The 18,492-nt window shown below is 68.4% G+C and carries 11 protein-coding genes and 2 pseudogenes; 3 read left to right on the top strand and 10 right to left on the bottom strand.

Annotated elements, in window-relative coordinates; translation table 11 throughout:
• Positions 1–182: 182 nt before the first annotated feature.
• The 4 genes and pseudogenes from ACO1BR_RS37760 to ACO1BR_RS37745 form a co-directional block, all read right to left on the bottom strand.
• Positions 183–2,504, bottom strand: a complete 2,322-nt coding sequence (locus ACO1BR_RS37760) for an NACHT domain-containing protein (RefSeq protein ID WP_426799636.1) — start codon at positions 2,502–2,504, stop codon at positions 183–185.
• A 281-nt stretch (positions 2,505–2,785) separates the two neighbouring features.
• On the bottom strand, positions 2,786–3,256 hold the full coding sequence (locus tag ACO1BR_RS37755; protein ID WP_426799635.1) for a hypothetical protein: 471 nt from the start codon (positions 3,254–3,256) through the stop codon (positions 2,786–2,788).
• A gap of 447 nt (positions 3,257–3,703) precedes the next feature.
• A complete protein-coding gene (locus ACO1BR_RS37750) occupies positions 3,704–4,330 on the bottom strand; it encodes a LysE family translocator (protein ID WP_426799634.1) in 627 nt (208 codons plus the stop codon).
• 138 nt (positions 4,331–4,468) lie between these two features.
• A pseudogene (locus tag ACO1BR_RS37745) lies at positions 4,469–5,146 on the bottom strand (ISAzo13-like element transposase-related protein); the annotation flags it as partial.
• A 924-nt stretch (positions 5,147–6,070) separates the two neighbouring features.
• On the opposite strand from ACO1BR_RS37745, the gene ACO1BR_RS37740 reads away from it, so the two are divergent.
• Complete coding sequence (locus tag ACO1BR_RS37740; RefSeq protein ID WP_426799633.1) at positions 6,071–6,847, top strand: hypothetical protein; 777 nt, start codon at positions 6,071–6,073, stop codon at positions 6,845–6,847.
• A 142-nt stretch (positions 6,848–6,989) separates the two neighbouring features.
• Here the strand turns inward: ACO1BR_RS37740 and ACO1BR_RS37735 are convergent, their stop codons facing one another.
• From ACO1BR_RS37735 to ACO1BR_RS37715, 5 genes and pseudogenes are all read right to left on the bottom strand, one after another.
• Positions 6,990–7,910 (bottom strand): GNAT family N-acetyltransferase, encoded by a 921-nt coding sequence (locus tag ACO1BR_RS37735; RefSeq protein WP_426799632.1) that lies wholly within the window; start codon positions 7,908–7,910, stop codon positions 6,990–6,992.
• A 1,714-nt stretch (positions 7,911–9,624) separates the two neighbouring features.
• Positions 9,625–10,221 carry an SMI1/KNR4 family protein gene (locus ACO1BR_RS37730; protein ID WP_426799631.1) on the bottom strand — a complete coding sequence of 199 codons (597 nt, stop codon included), beginning with the start codon at positions 10,219–10,221 and terminating at the stop codon, positions 9,625–9,627.
• Positions 10,222–10,373: 152 nt separating this feature from the next.
• The gene (gene abc-f / locus ACO1BR_RS37725) at positions 10,374–12,008 is read right to left on the bottom strand and encodes a ribosomal protection-like ABC-F family protein (protein WP_426799630.1); all 1,635 of its coding nucleotides are present in this window, start codon (positions 12,006–12,008) and stop codon (positions 10,374–10,376) included.
• A 707-nt stretch (positions 12,009–12,715) separates the two neighbouring features.
• Positions 12,716–12,889 (bottom strand): hypothetical protein, encoded by a 174-nt coding sequence (locus ACO1BR_RS37720; RefSeq protein WP_426799629.1) that lies wholly within the window; start codon positions 12,887–12,889, stop codon positions 12,716–12,718.
• Between the two features lie 196 nt (positions 12,890–13,085).
• Positions 13,086–13,631, bottom strand: a pseudogene (locus tag ACO1BR_RS37715) (SAM-dependent methyltransferase); the annotation flags it as partial.
• 154 nt (positions 13,632–13,785) lie between these two features.
• On the opposite strand from ACO1BR_RS37715, the gene ACO1BR_RS37710 reads away from it, so the two are divergent.
• Entirely contained in the window at positions 13,786–15,165 is a 1,380-nt protein-coding gene (locus ACO1BR_RS37710) for a cytochrome P450 (protein ID WP_426799628.1), read from the top strand.
• Between the two features lie 256 nt (positions 15,166–15,421).
• Here the strand turns inward: ACO1BR_RS37710 and ACO1BR_RS37705 are convergent, their stop codons facing one another.
• Positions 15,422–17,236: a TIGR03767 family metallophosphoesterase gene (locus tag ACO1BR_RS37705; protein WP_426799627.1), complete on the bottom strand. Its 1,815-nt coding sequence runs from the start codon at positions 17,234–17,236 to the stop codon at positions 15,422–15,424.
• A gap of 991 nt (positions 17,237–18,227) precedes the next feature.
• Here ACO1BR_RS37705 and ACO1BR_RS37700 point away from each other — a divergent pair.
• Positions 18,228–18,446: an MbtH family protein gene (locus ACO1BR_RS37700; RefSeq protein WP_426799626.1), complete on the top strand. Its 219-nt coding sequence runs from the start codon at positions 18,228–18,230 to the stop codon at positions 18,444–18,446.
• Positions 18,447–18,492: the final 46 nt, after the last annotated feature.

Raw genomic sequence — 18,492 nt, 5'->3', positions numbered from 1 at the left:
CGGCTGATGTGGTTGCGACACGGGTCTGCACTCCCGAATGATCCGACCGTCGGGCCGACCCGCGCGGTGGAGGCGGCCGCGCCTGGACGGGCGGGCAGCCGGTTGCCGTGAGGTAGGTGGTGTGTTCGCTGATCCCGGTGCTGGTCGTCGACAGCCTGCCAGCGGTTGCCACGGCCCGCAGTTTAGGCGGTCGGGCGGTGCTTGCGGAGCTTGGTGAGCGCCTTGGCGGCGTGCCTGCTGGTGGTCCCGCCTTTGGCGAGGCGGGTGAGCAGCGCGAGGGCCTCCCCGTGGTGGCCGTCCACATCGGCCAGGAACTCGGCAGCCTCCACGCGGGCGCGACTGTCCCAGGCATCGGGGTCACTGGCGATCCTGGCCAGGGCTCGGGCGCCCTCCTCGCGGTGCCGGGACAGTTGGGCGAGGGCGCGGGCCGCCAGCACGGGACCGTAGATGTCGTCCTCGGGGTCGTCGTACACGGTCATGGCCGAGAGCGGCTCGGCCACGCGTTCGTCGTCGAGTTGAGCCAGGCCGAAGGCGGCCCTCGCACGGCGGCGGACGTCCAGGGCGTTGTTGTTGGTTATGTGCAGGAGCAGCTCGGTGCCACGCTCATTGCCCCAACCGGCCAGGACCGTGGCCATATCCATGCGCTCGTAGAAATCGCCGTAGTGGGGAAGGGGGGCGCGGTTGAGGAGAGAGGTGAACATCGCGATGGCCTCGCCCCGGTACTCGGCCAGCCTGCCAAGGGCTTGCCCGGCCTTCAGGCGGTCTCCGAGAGGTCCGCCACCCGCCATGCGGATGAGGAGCTTCGCGGCCCGGGCCCGGTAGTCCTTCATGCGTGCCAGCTGCGTGGCCGCCCGCACGCGGTTCTCGAACGTCAGGGTGGTGTCGTCGGCGAGCCCGGCGAGCAGCTCGGCGCCCTCGTTCCGGTGTCCGGCCAATGTGGCCAGGCACCACGCGGCCACGATCCGGTAGCCGTCCAGCTCCTTGTCACGTGAAAAGGCCGCGAAATGACGGGCCAGCAGGTCAGCGGGGAGACCAGTCCTCATCCGCATCTGGTCGGTCAGTAGCCGCACGACAGCAACCGCGTTGCTCGCGGCCAGCTCGTCCAGAGCCCGCTCGGTATCGGCCGCGACGCGGTCCCCGGGGGCGAGGAGCCCGTTGAGGAGGAAGCCCAGGTAGGACGGGTCAAGGGCGAGCGGCCGCACGGGAGGCGCAGGAACGGAAGACGGGGGTACGGAGGATGGGGCCGCGTCGTCCCTAGCGGAGATGGGCCGACGGGGGAACAGCCGCGTGAGCAACTCGGCGCGGGCCTGGACGTTGCGGGTGGCGTGCCGGGCGGCGTGGTATTCGAGCAGGGTGTGGTGGAGGAAGTGGAAGTCTCCCGCCTGCTCGGCCAGGAGGCCGGTGGGCCGCAGGAGATCGCCCAGGAACGCATTCCAGAGCGGCGGCCTGACCTTGTCCGGGCGCCGGACGTGCAGATGGGTGGCGAGGATCGCGACGACCGGGGCGGTGTTCCCATTCATCCGTTCGTGCGCCACGTGATCTATGAGGTCCGGCAGTTCGTCCCGCACCACGCGCGCGGCCTGCTCAGCTGCCTGCTGGTCGCGGGGGATCTGGTGCCGGTCGGTGAGGACGCGGATCGCCTCGGTGTGGGTGGCCCCGACGCTCTTGTGGGTGTTCTGTTCGTAGAGCAACTCGACGAAGGACCGGTAGGCCCCGGTGCGGCCCTCGGGTAGGGGCCGGGTCGGGTCGGCCGCATACAGCGGACACAGCATGGAAGCCATCAGCGGGGTGCGGGCCAGCTCGTGCAGGCCCGATGTCCGCAGTCCCGCCGTGAAGACCTGGACGTGTCTGTCGCGGTTCGGCAGGTCGCGGAAACACCGTTGGGCGTAGGTGCCCAGGTCGGCCGGGGTGAAGGGCTGGAGTTCGAAGCGGCCAACACCGGGCCCCAGCCGGGCGAGCTCACCGTCGGGCAGGGGGCGGGTCGCGACGACGAACCGGTAGGTCGACGGCTCCCGGCCGCCCTCCCGGGCGAGCCGCTCCAGAAGGGCGACGCGGGTGGCACGGTCGGGGACCTCGTCCAGGCCGTCGACCATGACCAGCCAGGGTGTGCCGGGGGACGGCGGCCGGGTAAAGAAGTCCGCGGTCGGCGCGTCGAGGAGCCCGTACGGGCCGAGTTCCTCGATGACAGCGACTTCGAGGGCACGGGACAGGAGGGGTTCGGCGGCAAGGACGGTCGCGCGGATCAGGACCGGGACGGCCGGATGCAGCGGATCGTGGGCCCGGTCCGCCAGTCGGCGGGCGGCCCCGGCGGACAGGTGTTGGCGCAGCAGTACGGATTTGCCGCCGCCTGCAGTGGCCAGGAGCACCCGGATGCGGTCGGTCCCGGTGAAAACGGCCTCGGCGGGCACCCGTTCGCTGACCGCGCTTGGTACGTCGCCCGTCATGTCGCTCGGCACACGCGCGTCGGAATCGTCCCGGTCCCGGGCGTCAGCCCCCTGGTCCACGGCCCCCTGGTCCTCGGCAAGCTGGCGCACGTAGACCTCGGAGAGCGGGAACGGGCCGGGGCCCTCGGCAAGGCCGGGGTAGGGGTGCTGGCCGGCCGTGAGCGCGGCGGCACGCAGGTAGGAAGCCAGCAGCGCATCGTGCCCGGGGGCGACATCGCCGTGCCCCGGAGCCAGGACGTAGTAGTTGACCTGGTCGGTATACCCGACCGCGAGGCCGCCCCCAGAGGCGGTGATCGCGGTCCCGGCGGCGACAGGCGGGGCTGGAGTGGCGCCGGGCGCGCTCAGTCCTGGGGCGGGCCCGGCTGCGGAGGGTTTCCCAGCGAGACATCCCCCATGCGCAGGGCGGCCACGGAACCATGGTCGGCCCGGATCTCGACATCCCCGCTGACCGCCAGCCCGTCACCGGTCGCGGACACCGCATCGGCACGGGCGGGCACATGCGCATCGAGCAGGGCGCGCAAAGCCTCGGCGGCCGACCTCCGCTCGTGCTCAGCGAGCCCGGCGAGGGCCGCCTCGAAACGCGCCTGCCACGCGGCCTGTACGGCACGCCGCACGACCTCCGCCTCGGCCTCATCGGCGGTGGCCAGTGCATGCGCACTCCGGTCCAGCTCGATGCCCACGCGCTCCTCGTCCTCACGACCGAACCACCCGACGACCACCTGCCGCAGCCCCTGCCAGGCACTGGTTCCCGCAGCCTGCACCACCGCCGTGCCCCCCACCGCGGCCAGTGCGGTCAACCCCTCCGCCAGCATCCGCTGTCCCCTCGCTCGCTCCTCATCCGACGCCTGTGACCGTAACGCCCCGGCTAGCCGCTCCACAGGCCCTTCCTTAAACAGGAAGATCATTCACCCGCCGCTGGAAGGGTTCCCGTGCGGGGCTTCCTTCATCGTGTGGCAGTCCGGCGGCGCCGGCGGATGGTCCCCACGCTGCAAGCACCTGCCGACACGGACTCTGCGCGGCCACTGTCATAACCCTGCGTGGCTCTGCTCACTTGTAGCGACAGCGTTTGTCCATGAGTTTGGGCAGCGATGGCGATCAACTGGCTCGCGTTTTGGTCATGAGAAATGACGGCGTTGGAGGCATCGGCGTGTCGTCTAAGGGATTAAGGGATGTCCCGTAATTGATCTTCAATCAGGTGAGGGTGCAGATGTCCGACCGGTAGGCGGCTCACTCACCCGGTGATGGCAAGGCGCGCGGGCTCAGCTCGCCACCGCTGTTCGAACCCCAAAGGCCACCAGCACGGCTCCTGCCAGGCGACTCATCCACCGCCGAAATCGAGGCGTATCGATCGCCGTGCGCGCGGAGGCGATCACGAATGTCCAGAACAGAAGCCACACCAGCACGACGGATGCATGTGCGATCGCAAGCGTGGCGATTTGCGGCGCGATGGAGCGACTGGAGCTCAGGAACTGCGGCACCAGGGTGAGATAGACCGATGCAGCCTTCGGGTTGAGGACGTTGGAGCACAGCCCCTGCCCAAAGCCCCCGAGTTGAGCCCACGGCAAGCGCCAGCGCCTGCGTGTCGTGGGTTCCGTGCCTCGACGAGTCGAACGCCATGTGGTCATGCCCAGCCAGACGAGATAGATGCCGCCCAGGAGCTTCACCATAGTCAGCGCCCGAGCTGACGACATCACGAGGGCAGACAGGCCAACCGCGGCAAACGCCGCATGAACCAAGAGCCCGCACACCGAACCAAATGCGGCGCGCACACCGTCGGATCGCGAACCCGCGATCACCTGCTGCGTGACCAGCGTGAAGCTCGTGCCTGGGATCAATGTCAAGGGAATGACCGCGGCCATGAATCCGAGTACCAGATGCCACTGCACGTAGCGAGCCTACGCAACGGGCGCGCACCAAAACCTCAAGTTCCCCCCGGCCCCGTCGAGGTGAGCCTAACCGGGACCAACGCGCCCTGCCTCAACACGAAGATCGTTTACGGGATAACCCTTAGGGCTTGCAGATCATTAACACGTTGTCTTGATCATGCTGCTCGGGTCGCCACTCAGGGCTCGCACCCGAGCCTGGAGGGCGGAGGGTGGGGTGGCTGCCGGCGAGATAACGATGCTGTGCGCCTTGAGCAGTGTCCTGATCTTCAGCAGGGTGCGGTGCATGGCGGTGCGACTGCTGCCGAACAGCACGGCGAGGGGTTCCGCGGCCAGGGCGACCCGCAGGTGAAGGACGGTCGCCAGGACCTGGTCGGGGAAGGTGAGTCGGGGCCGGCGTCCGCGCTTGGCGTCGCCATCGACGGCCAAAGTGCCTGTGAGATCGCTCAGTTGCTGCCGGGACATGCCGGTCAGGGAGGGATCGGACAGTAGAGCATGGTCCCACTCCGGAGCCGGCTTCTGCGGAGCCCAGGGTGCGGGGATGGCGGGGCACGGCTGGGGGTGCACGGCATAGTTCCAGTCGCCGTGGAAGGGGTGTCGGGTCATTGGCAGGGCCGCCATCTCCGCGTCGCAGATCTGGACTCCGGTGGGGTAGGTGTTGGTGTCCAGCTCGGCCATGACGCGCAGTCCGGTGCGGGTGGTGGTCGCGGCGATGGACTGGACGATGACTTCGTGGCTGGTCAGCGGGCGGCCGCGCCAGTTCATGGTGATGTGCGAGAAGAGCCGATGCTCGATCTTGTTCCACTTCGATGTGCCCGGCCAATGCCGTTGCTTGAGCGTGGCAAGCATTTCACGGTGACCTCCGAGGGCCGCGTTCGTTGGACCCGGCATGCATCCGTGGGTGGGGTTATCTGATCACGTGCGGCTGGGGGTGGTGACCCGATGGGTGAGCCCGGAGCTCGTCGCCGAAGTGCTGGAGAAATGCGGGTTCGCGACAAGAAGTCCGGCGCCCTGCCGGCCGGGTTCATGGTCTACTTCACGCTCGCCCTGGCCTTGTTCCAACAGAACTCCTACGACGACGATGGGTACCCCCTGCGGCTCACACCACGCCCCAGGTCCGTACCGCCCCGAGCCGAAGCCGCCGGGGAGCCCGTGTCCGTCCGGAAGCCCCCGGTTCGCGCTTCATCGTGACTTCATCGGTATTTCAACGCCTTCCACGACAGTGGCGAAGCGACATGACAACAGTCAGTCGCGCATCCACGTCGTTGACATGCGCCCGTGGATGCGCGCATGGAGTGAGTGAACGGGGTCCCGATGGATGATCTGTTGCACAAGCTGGTTTCCGGGGTCATCACCGGTGGGCTGCTTGCCTTGGTGGGTGCTTTGAGCATGGCCGCACGCAGGCGGAGGGCTGCCCGCGAGCAGGGTGCCGCGTCGGCTTCGATGGAAGGGCAGCCGGACACTGCCGCGACGGGCCGAGCAAATGGTCAACAGCCTCGCTGAGCCGGTCGGTTCACGACGGCAGGCGGTAGCGGGCAGGGCCAGGCCGGAGCGCTGGCGCAACCGGTCGGCCGGAGCGTCGGTCGGTGGTCGGTCGGGCCGGGCCGCCCGGTGTCGGTTGTTGAGTGCCGGTCACGGCCTTGGCACCGACTCGGTATCGGCCCGGTGCCGAAACGCCGACGTGAACCGCTTGCCGTCGCCGGTTATGGCCTGCTGTCTTGGTCTCCAGGGAAAGGTGTATTCATGGCCAAGCTGATGGTGTTGCTCATCGGCATCGCGGTGGTTTTCGCGGCGGTCGCATTCAACGGCGGCAATCCACTGGTGGGTGTCGTGTTCGTCCTGGTTGCGGCCGCCCCGGTCGTCTACTTCGGCTACCTCGTGGCGAACAGAGGCAGGGCCGGCACGGCGTCCGCCCAGGCCGTGCAGCCGCAACAGCGCCGGCGGCAAACGCTGTTCCTTCGGGTGACCGCGCTGGTCATGGTGGTGGCGGTCGGCTACGGCGTCTACTGGGTGATGTTCGAGCCGAAGGCCAACGACAAAGCGCTGAGCCGCGTCTCCGACTTCGAGACGGGGTGCGGCGACGGCATGGCTCGCAAGTACTTCCCGCAGGCGGCCGACCACACCGGCGCGAGCCCGCACCCGATCGCGATGTTCAGCATCAGCGAGTCCGGTTCGCCCAGCCAGGTCTTCCCGACCTCCGGCTCGCCGGACTACTGGAGCGGCAACAGCCTCGACCCGCACCGGGTCCAGCTCATCGCCTGCCTGGACTCTCCCGATGAGGGGGAGTACCTGACCGACTGCAAGTTCACCACGGACACCATCAAGCTGTACCGCGGCGTGTACGACATGACCGTGTACGAGGCCAGGACGGGCAAAAAGGTCGGGAGTGAGCAACTGCGCGGCAGCGGGAAGCCCAACTGCCCGGGAATGGTCTACCTCAAGAGGGGCACCGACAAGCTCCACACCGAGCCGGAATTCGCCGACTACCAGGCGGTGTTGCGCAAGTACGTCGACAACTGAACTGGTGGGCCGCCTCCCCGGCCGCACCCTCGCGCGGTGGTCCGCCCGGGGATCGTCGCGGGCTTCTGGTTCGGTCCGTTGAGAGAGGCACATTGGTGGTCGTCCTCTCCGCCTCCTTGCGAGAGCGCGGTGTGTTGGCGGATCAGCGTCCCGATGGCAGGCGCGTTGCGTGTCGGTCTTCTTCCTCACCCGCTTCTGGTGCGTCGTAGGAGAAGCCGTATCCGGTGAAGTCGGTAACCGGGACGTATCCGATGCGTTGATAGAGGGCGTTGCTGGTGGGGTTGGCCGGGTCGGTGAACAGGACCACGTCCGTCGCGCCTGCGGTCAGCGCGGCCCTGCTGACCTCGACCGTCACGGCGCCGGCGTAGCCGCGTCCCCGGAGGTGGGCCGGGGTGTAGACGGGGTCCACCCGGATCATGCCGCCGACCATCGAAGTCGAGCCCGCCATGGAGGCGGGAGTGCCGTCCGGGGTCTCCCAGAACGTGAAGTGTTTGTCGGCGAAGCGCGAGTCGGCCCAGGAGCCGGCGTCTATGGAGGGGGCCTCTCCGACGGTGGCGACGAACTCACCGCACCACCCGATGAGTTGCTCATGGTCCTGAGGGTCCACGATTCGACCCCGGCCACCTGGGCGCGGCTCCGGTGGGGTGAGCGTGCCGAGACGGTGAAGACGGCCCCGCCAGCTGGGTACCGACGCTGCGCCTGTGTGCCGCTGCCATGTCTCGACGAAAGCGGTGGCGGTGTCGTGGTCCGCCGTGACGCCGGAGAGGCGGTGGCCGAGGTCGGCCAGGTGGGCGGCGAGGGAGCTGGCCTGCTCGGGAGAGAGGGGCGTGAGGGTCAGGCGGTGGGACGGAGGGCGGTAGAAGATGGCGCAGACCTCGTCCCCGGACTCCAGTTGGCCGAATAGGGTGGCTTCGGCGCCGTATGCGTCCGCCCGGCATGTTCGCATTTTCTCGATCACCGTCAGCGGTGTGGTGTGCAGGGCGGGGCGCGAGCGCAGGAAGCCTCCGGCCCGGGCGAGGAAGTCGTCGACGTCTTCGGTGAGGTGCCAGTCATCCGGGCGCATGCTTCATGATTGCTGATGCACTCGACTCGGGGGAGCACTTTCTCAGAGTTGAGCCGTCGTCGCCCCGACTGGTCCGTCATCTGCCGGCCAGGTGGTGTAACTGCTTCTGATCACGGGGGAGTTCCTCTCGTCCACTGGCTGGTCTGCGGGCTTTCGCGGGGCAGGTGCCCGGTCACCATCGTGATGAGTGCCCGGTTCAGGGGGCTTCGGATTGCACACAGCACCTACTGGGGCTGGGCGGCGCAGCCACGGACGGGTGCGTGGTCAGAAGGGCCCCTGAATTCCGGACCCGCTGACTGGGGGAGGGGAGGGGCGGTAATGGTTGATGAGGCCCTCGTACTGATCGCCCCGGGCGTTGCGGTGCGAGTCGGGGTGGTCGAGCCGGGGGCGACGTCCATGCAGCAGGAACGACGCGATGCGGGACGTTATGCGACCAAGGCTGGCCTTCATGGGATGCTCCTTCGCTCGAAAGGTCGGCAACCCGAGGGTACAAAACATAGGCCGGACGCGAGATGATCTGAGCCACTTCTGAGAATGCGCCTCCTGCAGCCCCGCCACGTAATTCGCCCTGGGCGCTGTGCCGGGGGTGGGACGCCACCCTCTCCCATGGGGCGGCCAGCGGAGCTGCCCCGTCCCCAAGTCCCGTAGCGGCAAGGAGGGTTCACGAGAGGGGCGCGTGGGTCACGTGCGCGCTGACGGCGCATTTCCTGGCCGAGCAGCGGCCGCTCGTGAGAAGGTGACCTGCATGATCACTATCAGAAGGGCCGATGCCGCGTAGACGGCCTGGCCGCGTCCGTGCCGAGCTTCCACGCCGGCCCCGGACGCAAGACGAGATCACGACCGTCCGCGGTCTGTCCTCAGCGGCACTTGCCGAAGTGCGACGGATAGAACGCCAGAAACAGTACCTGTGGCCGGGCGCGGTCGGGTCGGCCGTGGTTCACTGGCGGAGCTTCGTTCACCAGCCGAATCGACGCCTGTGGGAGTACGAGAACGCCGCCTGCACGGAATGGGCCTGCTGTGGTGACCCCTGGCAAGCTCGCCAGTACCTCGAAGCAGTCATGCTCGCGATGTCCCGACGGCGTGCGCGTGAGCTCCGCGGTCTCGTCGAAGCCCTCGACAGGCATTACTGATTCGAGGCGCACCACCGTCACATCTCGGGATGAAGGCGTCCTGTACTGCTGCGGAGGTCGGGCATGCCCGCTCGTCGGATGCGAGCCGGGAAGCCGGTGGCTGCGCATCGGAGCCCGGACGACAGTCCTGAGCAGAGCGACGGTGGCATCGGCAGGAGGGCGATCGGCGGCTCCACCCCGCTGCCCTGGGTGGAGTCGGGTGCCCCCAACGTGACTAATTCGGCGGGCAATTGGATCTTGGTGTCAGGCTCCGACTTTGTCGATCCGATACCCGCAGCCCCTGAGTCCTGGTGACGGCCTCGGTGATGTGGCGGTAGGCGGTGGTGGTGCCGGCGTTCTCTCGGCTGGGCGGCGAGGAAACGAAGGGCAGAGGTGACACGTCCAGCCCGGACGGATGGGCAAGCACGGATAGGCAAGCACACGAAGCCTCTGGTGGAGACGGACTTCTTGGCCGAGAACCCATCTACCAGCTGCTTCGTCCGCTTGTCAGGCCAACTGCTGTAACTGAGCGCTCCAGTTGACGAAGTTCGTCGCTTGAAGCGCCAGGTGCTGTCCAGGAAGTCGTTCGTTCGGGGCCGCTCCGTTCAGAACGGCTCGAAGCTCGGCTGGACGGGGCCGATCTCTCCGGTGGCGACCAGTTCCTCAAGGTCTTCCGGCTCCAGGTACTCAAGGGCTTCTGGTTCGATGCCGTGGTACCGGTCCACGTCGAGCAGCCGCCGCACGAACGCGAGGGCGAAGGCCGAGAACGGGCCGTTGAAGGTCTCGCAGCCCCCTTCATGGACCATCGTGACGACCTTCCAGCGGTCCGGGTCAGGGTCGCAGGGGAGGAAGAAGTGCTCGTCACCACTGTGGTCGTACCCCCACGAAATCAGCCCACCGGGTTCGGGGTGGAAGGAGTACCGGACCTGCACGGAATCCCCAGAGCTCAGGGCCTTGTCCTGACGCTCAGCGAACGTCTGGTGCGTCCTGCGCATGCGCTCCAGCAACGGGCTTGATCCACGCGGGTGGAAGACAACGAGTTCACCGGAGATGGCCCCACTGCCGTAGGCATGGAGAAATGCCTTGAAGTCGCTGGGCAAAGCGGAACCTACGTACTGCTCGACTTCGTTCCAGTCGTCCGGGCTCGGTTGCCGGCCGACGGGCTCGCCCAGCAAGGTCTGCAACTCATCCAACGAGGACATGCACTGCTCCAGGACTGGTCAGCGGGGATCTGCGCCGCCAACTTAGCCGCGCCAAGTCCATGAGTCGAGTGGCTCAAGGACACCCCGACCGGCCCACGACCGGGAGCTCACGCCACAAGCGCCCCGGACGCGGGCCAGGTCGGGACGTCGGCTCACACCTCAGGGGCTCCCGTCTCCGTCAGCTCGCCGTCGGTCAGTCGCAGCCACCGGTTCACGCGGATCCCGCGGAGGAACCGCTGGTCGTGGCTGACCACCATGAAGGCTCCCTGATAGGAGTTCAGAGCGCTCTCCAACTGGCCCGCGCTGACCAGGTCGAGGTTGTTCGTCGGCTCGTCCAGGAGCAGGAGGTGCGGGGCCGGCTCCGCGCACAGTACGCAGGCCAGGGTGGCGCGCAGCCGCTCGCCGCCGGAGAGCAACCCGGCGGGCAGATGGGCGCGGGCACCCCGGAAGAGGAACCGGGCGAGCAGGTTCATCCGCTCGGCTTCCGGCCGCTCCGGGGCGTACTCGGCGAAGTTCTCGGCGACCGTACGGTCCGGGTCCAGAAGGTCGAGGCGCTGCGAGAGGTAGGCGATGCGCCCGTCGGCCCGCTTGATCTCGCCGCCTTCCGGGACCAGGTCGCCGTTGAGCAGACGCAGCAGGGTGCTCTTTCCGGCGCCGTTGGGGCCGGTCAGAGCGATGCGTTCCGGGCCCCGGATCGTGAGGTCGACACCGTGACCGGTGAACACGTCCTTGTCGCCGAGTCGGACGCGGAGCCGTTCGCCGAGGAACAGGTTGCGTCCGGCGGGCACGTTGGTGTCGGGCAGGTCCAGGGCGATGTGCTGCTCCTCCCGCAGTGTGCGACCGGCCTCGTCGAGCCGGGCCTTCGCTTCGCCAACCCGGTTGGCGTGCATCTGGCCGGCCCGCCCGGCGGACTCCTGCGCGCCGCGTTTCATGTTGCCGGCGAAGATGCGGGGCAGGCCGGCGTTCTTCAGGTTGCGGGCGGCGTTGCTCTGCCGGCGTTCGGCGCGTTCGCGGGCCAGTTGCATCTCCCGCTTCTCGCGCTTCAGTTCCTGTTCGGCGCTGCGGACGTTCTTCTCGGCGACTTCCTGCTCGACCCGGACGGCCTCCTCGTACTCGGTGAAGTTCCCGCCGTGGAGGCGGAGTTCGCCCCGGTCGAGTTCGGCGATGCGTTCCATGCGGTCGAGCAGGGCGCGGTCGTGGCTGACCAGGAGTAGGCAGCCGTTGAAGTTCGCCAGCACGTCGTAGAGCTTGTGCCGGGCGTCGAGGTCGAGGTTGTTGGTGGGCTCGTCGAGCAGCAGTACGTCGGGTTGCTTCAGCAGTTGGGCGGCGAGACCGAGGGACATGACCTGGCCGCCGCTGAGGGTGCTCAGAGTGCGGTGCAGGGCGAGGTCGGCCAGGCCGAGGCGGTCCAGCTGGGCGCGGGTGCGTTCTTCGATGTCCCAGTCGTCGCCGATGGTGGTGAAGTGCTTCTCGTCGACGTCTCCGGATTCCACGGCGTCGATGGCCCGGATGACCGCGACGACGCCCAGCACCTCGGCGACGGTGAGATCGCCGGTCAGGGGGAGGCTCTGCGGGAGGTAGCCGAGGGTGCCGGCCGCGGAGATCGATCCGGCGCCGGGCCGCAGGTCACCGGCGACGAGCTTGAGCAGCGTGCTCTTGCCGGTGCCGTTGGGTGCGACGAGACCGGTGCGGCCGGAGCCGAGGGTGAAGGACAGGTCCTGGAAGACGGGGGTGTCGTCGGGCCAGGTGAAGGACAGGTTCGAGCAGACGACGGAAACGCCGGACATGGAGGTGACCTCGTGAGGAGGGAGGCAGGGATGACACTTCTGCCTCGGTGGCAGACAGGGGAAAGAGGGACGACAACGAAGCCACGACGGCGGCGCTTCCGCGCACCGGCCGGTGGCCTGTCGGGTCCGGGTATCACCCGGAGATGTCGTCGTCCACCACCATGTCTGGTCTCCTCGACTCACGATCAGCTACGGGCCAGTGTAAGGCATTTCCGACGGGACCCATCGGACAGGCCCTGGCAACAAGGGGTGTTGGGGCGGTGTCCTGTGGCGCCGGTTCGCTCGACGGGATTCCGACGGGTCGGCCGTTGTGGGTGTGCGATGCTCTGGTCGAGGGTGGCCTTCACGTTCTCCATGCCGCCCGTCAACAGGAGGATCATCACGCCGACTTGGGATCTGGCGGAGGGCCGCGGCCTCACGGTCGGGGTGCAGTTCGGGGGCGATCTCGCCTGATGACCTGCATGCGGCGGATACCGGTGGCGAGTTGGTCCTGTACCCGCTGCGAGGTTGCGGACCACGGCCCGCGCGGCGTCCGTGGCCGTTCCCGGCTGTGCCACCGCTACGTGTAGCGGACCGTACCCGCCCTGTTCCGCGGTAGCGGGCGAAGACCTTGTCGCGCCATGGCTCCACTGGGCATGGCGCTCAGGTGAGGGAAGTGAGCCCTGTGGGTCCGGTCGGCAGCGGCACTCAGGCCCGTAGGTGGTGGTTCAGATGCTGATGCGGCGGAGGGAGGAGCGCACGAAGGGCCCGGTGAGAGACACAAGGAGGGCGAAGGCGGCGAGTCTTTGGAGGGCCGGCTGGATCGAGAGGGTGGTGTGCCGAATGCCGTAGGCCGCGTACCAGTTGGCGGCCAGGTCGGTGGCCATGATGCCGCAGGTCATAGCTGCTCCAGCGCGGTTGCCGCAGATCAGAAGCGCGGCTGCCAGGGAGTCGAAGATCGCCAGGGAGGACCAGAACAGGTTCAGCCACTGCGCACAGCCTGAGTACCACTGTGGCCATGCACGACCGGCCGGACCGCCCCGCTCTCCGTACGGCACAGCAGGGCTTGCCTGGATCGGTTCGGGCAGGAGGGCTGGTTCAGGCACGGTCGGGCGTCTGGCGCAGGACGAGGGAGAGGAAGCCCCAGGTGTCCCGGTAGACGCGCAGCCATTCCGAGCGACGGGTGGCGGCTGTCCGGAGCACGTGCGAGCTGTCCGGATCGGCTGGGTGGTCCAGGGCCCAGGCAGCCAGCGAACCCCAGCAGGCCCACTCGTAGTCGTCCAGCTCGCGACGCGTGCTGACGTGCCCATCGACAGGAGTCCATCCGTCGGCGACGACGCGTTCCACGGTGGTCGCCAGGTCGGTGAAGTTCCCGAGCATCTCGATGGCCTCCTGCGACGGGGGGCGATCCCAGAATCCCTCACCGAGAAGGACACGGCCGCCGGGAGCCAGGTGACTGCGAGCCGTGGCGAGGGTGGGGAGCAGGCCACCGAAGGCATGCGTGGCTCCGAAGCTGAGCACCACGTCGAACGGCTCTGCGGAGACGAAGTCCTCGGCCTTCTGGTGGTGGAGGACGAGGCGCTCCTGGACGCCGAGGTCGATCGCGGCGGCTGCCCGGGCCAGGGCGTCCTCGGAGGTGTCCACAGCGTGTCAGCCGACGGAGGCTGCGCGCACTTCGTTTCCGCTCACGTGTCGGAGCCTTGCCTTGGGAGGCACCCGCAGGCGTGGTGAACCGGAAAGCGGGCCGGGGAAGCCTAGATTCGGAAGGGAGCATCGTTGCGCGAGATCCGGGGTCGCCATGCGGAGGAAAACCACGTTCCGGTCTGTCGGCTTCTCGCGCCGGCCTGCGAACGGCCCGGTTCCCACGCCGGCCCAGCCGCCCGGACCGCGACTGCCCGCCATGGTGCAGACCCTGCTCTTCGCGCGGTACCGGGATCGCTGGTTTCCTCGACTGCGGCGTACCTACGGCGAGGTGTTCTCGCTCTCCCTGGCGGCGCCGATCCGGCACAACGTCGTGGTCCTGGCCCGGCAGGAAGCCGTCGACGAGGTCTTCGGCGGGGCGGTCGACGTACTGCACGCGGGTGCGGGCAACGCGGTCCTCAGACCCATCATGGGCGATCACTCGGTATTGCTCACCGACGAGGACGAACACCGCAGGTTGCGGCGGCTGCTGCTCCCCGCCTTCAGCAGTCCGGCATTGCGCACATACGAGGACATGATGCGGACCGTGGCGGTGGCGGAGATCGAGCGGTGGCCGGTGGGAGAGGTGTTCTGTGCCCACCATCGCATGCGGGAACTCACGCTGGAGGTCATCGGTCAGCTGATTCTCGGGGTGACCGCACAGGCACGACTGGCCCAGTTGCGGCCACTGATGCGCAGCCTCACCAACATCGGCCAGATCACCCTGCTCGGACTGTCCCATCCAAGACTGCGACAGATGCGTCCCTGGCGCCGGTACCTTTCCGTCCGGCGAAGCCTGGACGACTTGATCGACGCCCAAGTGGCCCACCGACGGGTGGCGGCAGACGACCAGGGCGACGTGCTGTCCCATCTGGTGCAGGCGGGACAGAAGGCGGACGCTGGTGACTTCGGGGACGCGGAGCTGCGCGACCAACTCGTCACGCTGCTCCTCGCCGGGCACGAGACCACCGCGACCGGGTTGGCGTGGGCGCTGCACGAACTCAGCCGCAGCCCCGAGCACCTGCGCAGGGCACAACGGGCAGCCGACGAAGGCGACGATGCCTACCTGACGGCGATCTTTCAGGAGACACTGCGCCGCAGGCCGGTGATCTACCAGGTGGCCCGGTGCCTCACCGAGCCGCTCACCATCGCAGGCCACCGGCTCCCCGCGGGCACAACGGTCATGCCCGCCATCGGCCTGGTACATCTCGATCCCACGCACCACGAGCAACCAGAGGCGTTCTGCCCGGAACGGTTCCTGGACGGCCGGCCTCCGTCACCGGCCTGGATCCCCTTCGGGGGCGGAGCACGCCGATGCCCGGGCGCCGGTTTCGCCTTGCTGGAGGCGACCATCGTGCTGCGGGAGGTACTCACCCGCTACGACCTGCGTCCCGATCGCCCCCGCCCGGAGACCCCACGCCCCCGCCAGGTCACCCACGGTCCGGCGCGAGGGGCGCGCCTCGTGGTCTCCCACCGTGGGAACGCCACCGTGGCTTGACAGCCGTGTGAGCCGTGTGGCCACTGGGTGAGGCTCCGGCTGTCGACTCCTCGGTGCTGTCCAACGGCTCACCGACCGCACCACGCTGTCGTCGAATCGGTCGCCGCGGACTCTCCGCGCGCTCGACCGGCCCGGCCGGCGAACCCAGTCCTGATTCGCCTCACCACAGAGGACACGGTTTTCAGGGGACGTGGTGTGCTCCCCGAGGGGCCGCCGCCCATCGAGACGTTCATCCTGCGGGGCAGTGGCGGCGCTGCTACCCCCGGCGGACCACGAGTTCGGTGTTGCGGTCCGCCGCCGTACCCGCCATCTCCTCATCGGCGCCGCTGCCCGTCCTGGCGGCGAGTCCGGGGGCGTTGTAGGCCAGTTCACGGTAGAGGGAGGCGAGGCCGACCGCGGAGAGGTCGTCGAAGTCCGCCCGGTGCGGGGCGGCGGACTCCACCAGCGTGGTGAACAGCGACAGCGTGCCGTCCTGGTTGTCGACGAGTTCGAGGAGCCGCGCGTGCTGCGGGTAGTCCACGTGGGAGGCGGTGTTGACCTCCCAGAAGGAGCGGGCCGGTGTCGGGTGGGCGTGCGGTGTGATGCGGTTGACGTGACTGTGTCCGTTGATCCACGCGACCACGTTGGGAAACCGGCTCAGCAGGGCGATCACCTCCGCACCGTCGTGCCGGATTTCGTCGGCGCGGGCCGCGTCGGGACGCCGGGTCATGCTCGGGCTGTGGTGGTGACTGAAGACGAGGATGTGCGCGTCGTCGGCGGTGGTGTTGCGCACCAGGCGCCCGTCGGTGTCGTAGTGGCGCGCACTGTGGGCGGCCAGGGTGCGTTCCAGCCAGCCCAGTTGCTCGGTCCCGAGCGATCCCTCGTAGTGGCCGCTGCGGTAGGTGGTGTCGATGCTGATGCCGAGGACGCCGTCCGCGATACGGAAGGTGTAGTACATCCGCTCACCGTCCAGGTGATTCTCGGTGTACCCGTGCCCGACCGGGCCCGCTCCCGCGTAGGCCGGGTCGAGGTGCGCACTGACGTAGTCATGCGGGGTGGCCAGGCGCCGGCGCGGGTCGGCGGTGACGGTCCGGGTCCGGCGGGCGTTGTGGTGCAGGATCTCCTTCAGGACGGTGCTCTTGGGGTCGTCGCCGGATTCCAGCACCTCGGCGAAGGCGGCCACGTCGGAGTCCGGTACGGAGAAGAGCTTGCGCGCCCCGGTGATGTAGTCGCTCAGGAAGGGGTCCTGGGGAGCCAGGCATCCGCCCGGCAGGTCGTCGTGGTTGCCGGGCGTCGAGTACCAGGGGATGTGCAGGCCCGGGCTGGTGACGGGGCGTATCGCGGCCTCCAGGAATCCGGGGATCCGCGGCATTCCACGTAGTTTGTCCTGGTCGCGCAGGTCGGAGTCGGGGTGCCAGTACAGCGGGAGGCCGCAGTTCTGTACTCCCTCGTATGCGGCCGGGTCGCCGGTGTTGGGGGTGATCCGGCCGCCGCTCATCAGCGTCAGGAACCATTCCAGCTCCACCATCGAGTGGTTGTCGATGTTGTCGCCGGTGGACATCACGAAGGCCGGGGGCAGACTGGTGTGGGGTCCGCCGCCGATCGTATTGACCTGCTCGACCAGCGAGACCGCGCCCGCGACCGACAGCGCCTCCTGGCCACGCCACGATCCGGGCGATCCGGCGCGCAGGAACTCGGTCCGCAACGGGCTCTGGACATCGGCCACATGCAGGTCGGTGATCTGCACGAAGCACGCCAGCGCGGCCCGCCGGTCCTCGCGCCCGCTCCGGGCGGCGGCGAGTTCGCCCCGCACGACCAGGGGCCATCCGGGTCCGGAGCCGAGGCGCCGGTAGCCTCCGCTGCCGGTGAGCCGTGCGGTGGTCTGGAGCGTGGTGGCGCCGTATGGTGCGGCCCGCCTCACGGTAAGGCGGGCGGGTACCGCGCCGGTGTCGGCCGGTGCCGGGCGGGCGACCGGGAGCGTACTGCTGCCGCGCTGGCCCGCGAGTGCGTAGGAGGCGCCGGCCGCTGCGACGGCGGCGCCTGTGCTGAGGAGGAATCGACGGCGGTCGGTGGTGGTTGCCATTCCGGCCATGGGGCCCTCCGTACAGTGCCGGGCGTGCCCGGCCACAGCGGTGTCACCGATCGGAATCTCTCATTCCTGAGAGTGCGCGGTGTGCCTGGCCGGGAGTTGAACGCGCCCGGAACGCGGAACGCCCATCCGCCGTCGGATCGGACCGGCCGTTGCGGCCCATGGGATCCTCGGCACGAAGTGACTGCTGCCGGTGCGCGTGTCGCAGGTCCGGAGCGTGGTACGAGGTCCGCTCATCCAGTCAGGCGGTGAGCCTCGGCGACGCGGCTGAGATCCTGTGCTCCGCCAAGGTGGCGGTTCCCCAGGCTGCGCCTTCGAGGTGCGGCTCCGGCGCATCGTCGGCAGGCGACCAGCACGCCCACGGCGGTCCGGAGACTTTCCCGCCGATGCACGACGGCCGGTGCACGGCCCGGCATCCGCCCGGCGTGGGCGCCGTCGACGAACGACGTACGAAGCGACGGGTCAGGTCTGTCGTGGTGGCGGCAGTAGCGTTCTCGTCAGTAATTCCGCAAGGGCGCATCGGGGGCGTATTGAAGTTCGTTCCGCGGGATGGGGGTGGTGATGGAGCTTCGGTGCGCCGTGAGCCGCAATACATGTCGCGGCGTCCGAGGTGCGTTGTCGGTATGCGCGGAATCGGCCATGGTGTGGCTGAATTTCGCTCACCGTAGGGCGTCATGCGTGTGTCACAGGCAAAGCCTTGGTGTTTCTTCTTCGTGAATCGGCAGGTCGGTGACGCCGGGCGGAAAGGGCGAGTGGTCGGCCGCTTAGGGGGAAGCGGGCCGTTGCTCCCGCTGTGGTGTGTGATCACATGGGTGGGCCAGTTCGGCGAACTGGTCGGGTGTGAAGGTTTTGTGGTGTACCGTACTCACGCTCGCCCGATTTCCGTACGGAATATCGGTCAATGCCGTAGCGCGTAGGTGGGGGCGGGATGCGGTGCGATCCCGATCATCTCCCGGTTTGCCGGTCAGCAGGAGGGAAGGAGTAGGGGGAAGCTATGGCCAACGTTTTTGACGATGAGTTTGCCCGATTCATCGTTCTGGTCAATGAGGAGCGTCAGTACTCGCTCTGGCCCGCCACCACAGAGGTGCCGGGCGGATGGCAGGTCGCGCGGCCGGAGGGGTCGCGCCAGGAGTGCCTGGAATTCGTCGAGTCCACCTGGACGGACATGCGACCGGCCAGCCTGGTCGCGTCCATGGAGGGACAGGGCTCCTAGCCCACGGCCGCGACCAGGGCAAGTACGGCCGAGGCGCGCCCCGTTG

Origin of the sequence: Streptomyces sp. YGL11-2, from assembly GCF_050054615.1 — a bacterium.
In the GTDB taxonomy this organism is placed as follows: Bacteria; Actinomycetota; Actinomycetes; order Streptomycetales; family Streptomycetaceae; genus Streptomyces.
Note: the sequence above shows the minus strand (reverse complement) of the source record. Positions and strands in the feature narration are given on the sequence as shown.

Coding starts and splice junctions, on each gene's coding strand:
- ACO1BR_RS37735 (WP_426799632.1), bottom strand. CDS start 7,910: ATGCGCCCGGATGACTGGCACCTCACCGAAGACGTCGACGACTTCCTC.
- ACO1BR_RS37705 (WP_426799627.1), bottom strand. CDS start 17,236: ATGGCCGGAATGGCAACCACCACCGACCGCCGTCGATTCCTCCTCAGC.
- ACO1BR_RS37740 (WP_426799633.1), top strand. CDS start 6,071: ATGGCCAAGCTGATGGTGTTGCTCATCGGCATCGCGGTGGTTTTCGCG.
- ACO1BR_RS37755 (WP_426799635.1), bottom strand. CDS start 3,256: ATGCTGGCGGAGGGGTTGACCGCACTGGCCGCGGTGGGGGGCACGGCG.
- ACO1BR_RS37710 (WP_426799628.1), top strand. CDS start 13,786: ATGCGGAGGAAAACCACGTTCCGGTCTGTCGGCTTCTCGCGCCGGCCT.
- ACO1BR_RS37700 (WP_426799626.1), top strand. CDS start 18,228: ATGGCCAACGTTTTTGACGATGAGTTTGCCCGATTCATCGTTCTGGTC.
- ACO1BR_RS37730 (WP_426799631.1), bottom strand. CDS start 10,221: ATGTCCTCGTTGGATGAGTTGCAGACCTTGCTGGGCGAGCCCGTCGGC.
- abc-f (WP_426799630.1), bottom strand. CDS start 12,008: ATGTCCGGCGTTTCCGTCGTCTGCTCGAACCTGTCCTTCACCTGGCCC.
- ACO1BR_RS37720 (WP_426799629.1), bottom strand. CDS start 12,889: ATGACCTGCGGCATCATGGCCACCGACCTGGCCGCCAACTGGTACGCG.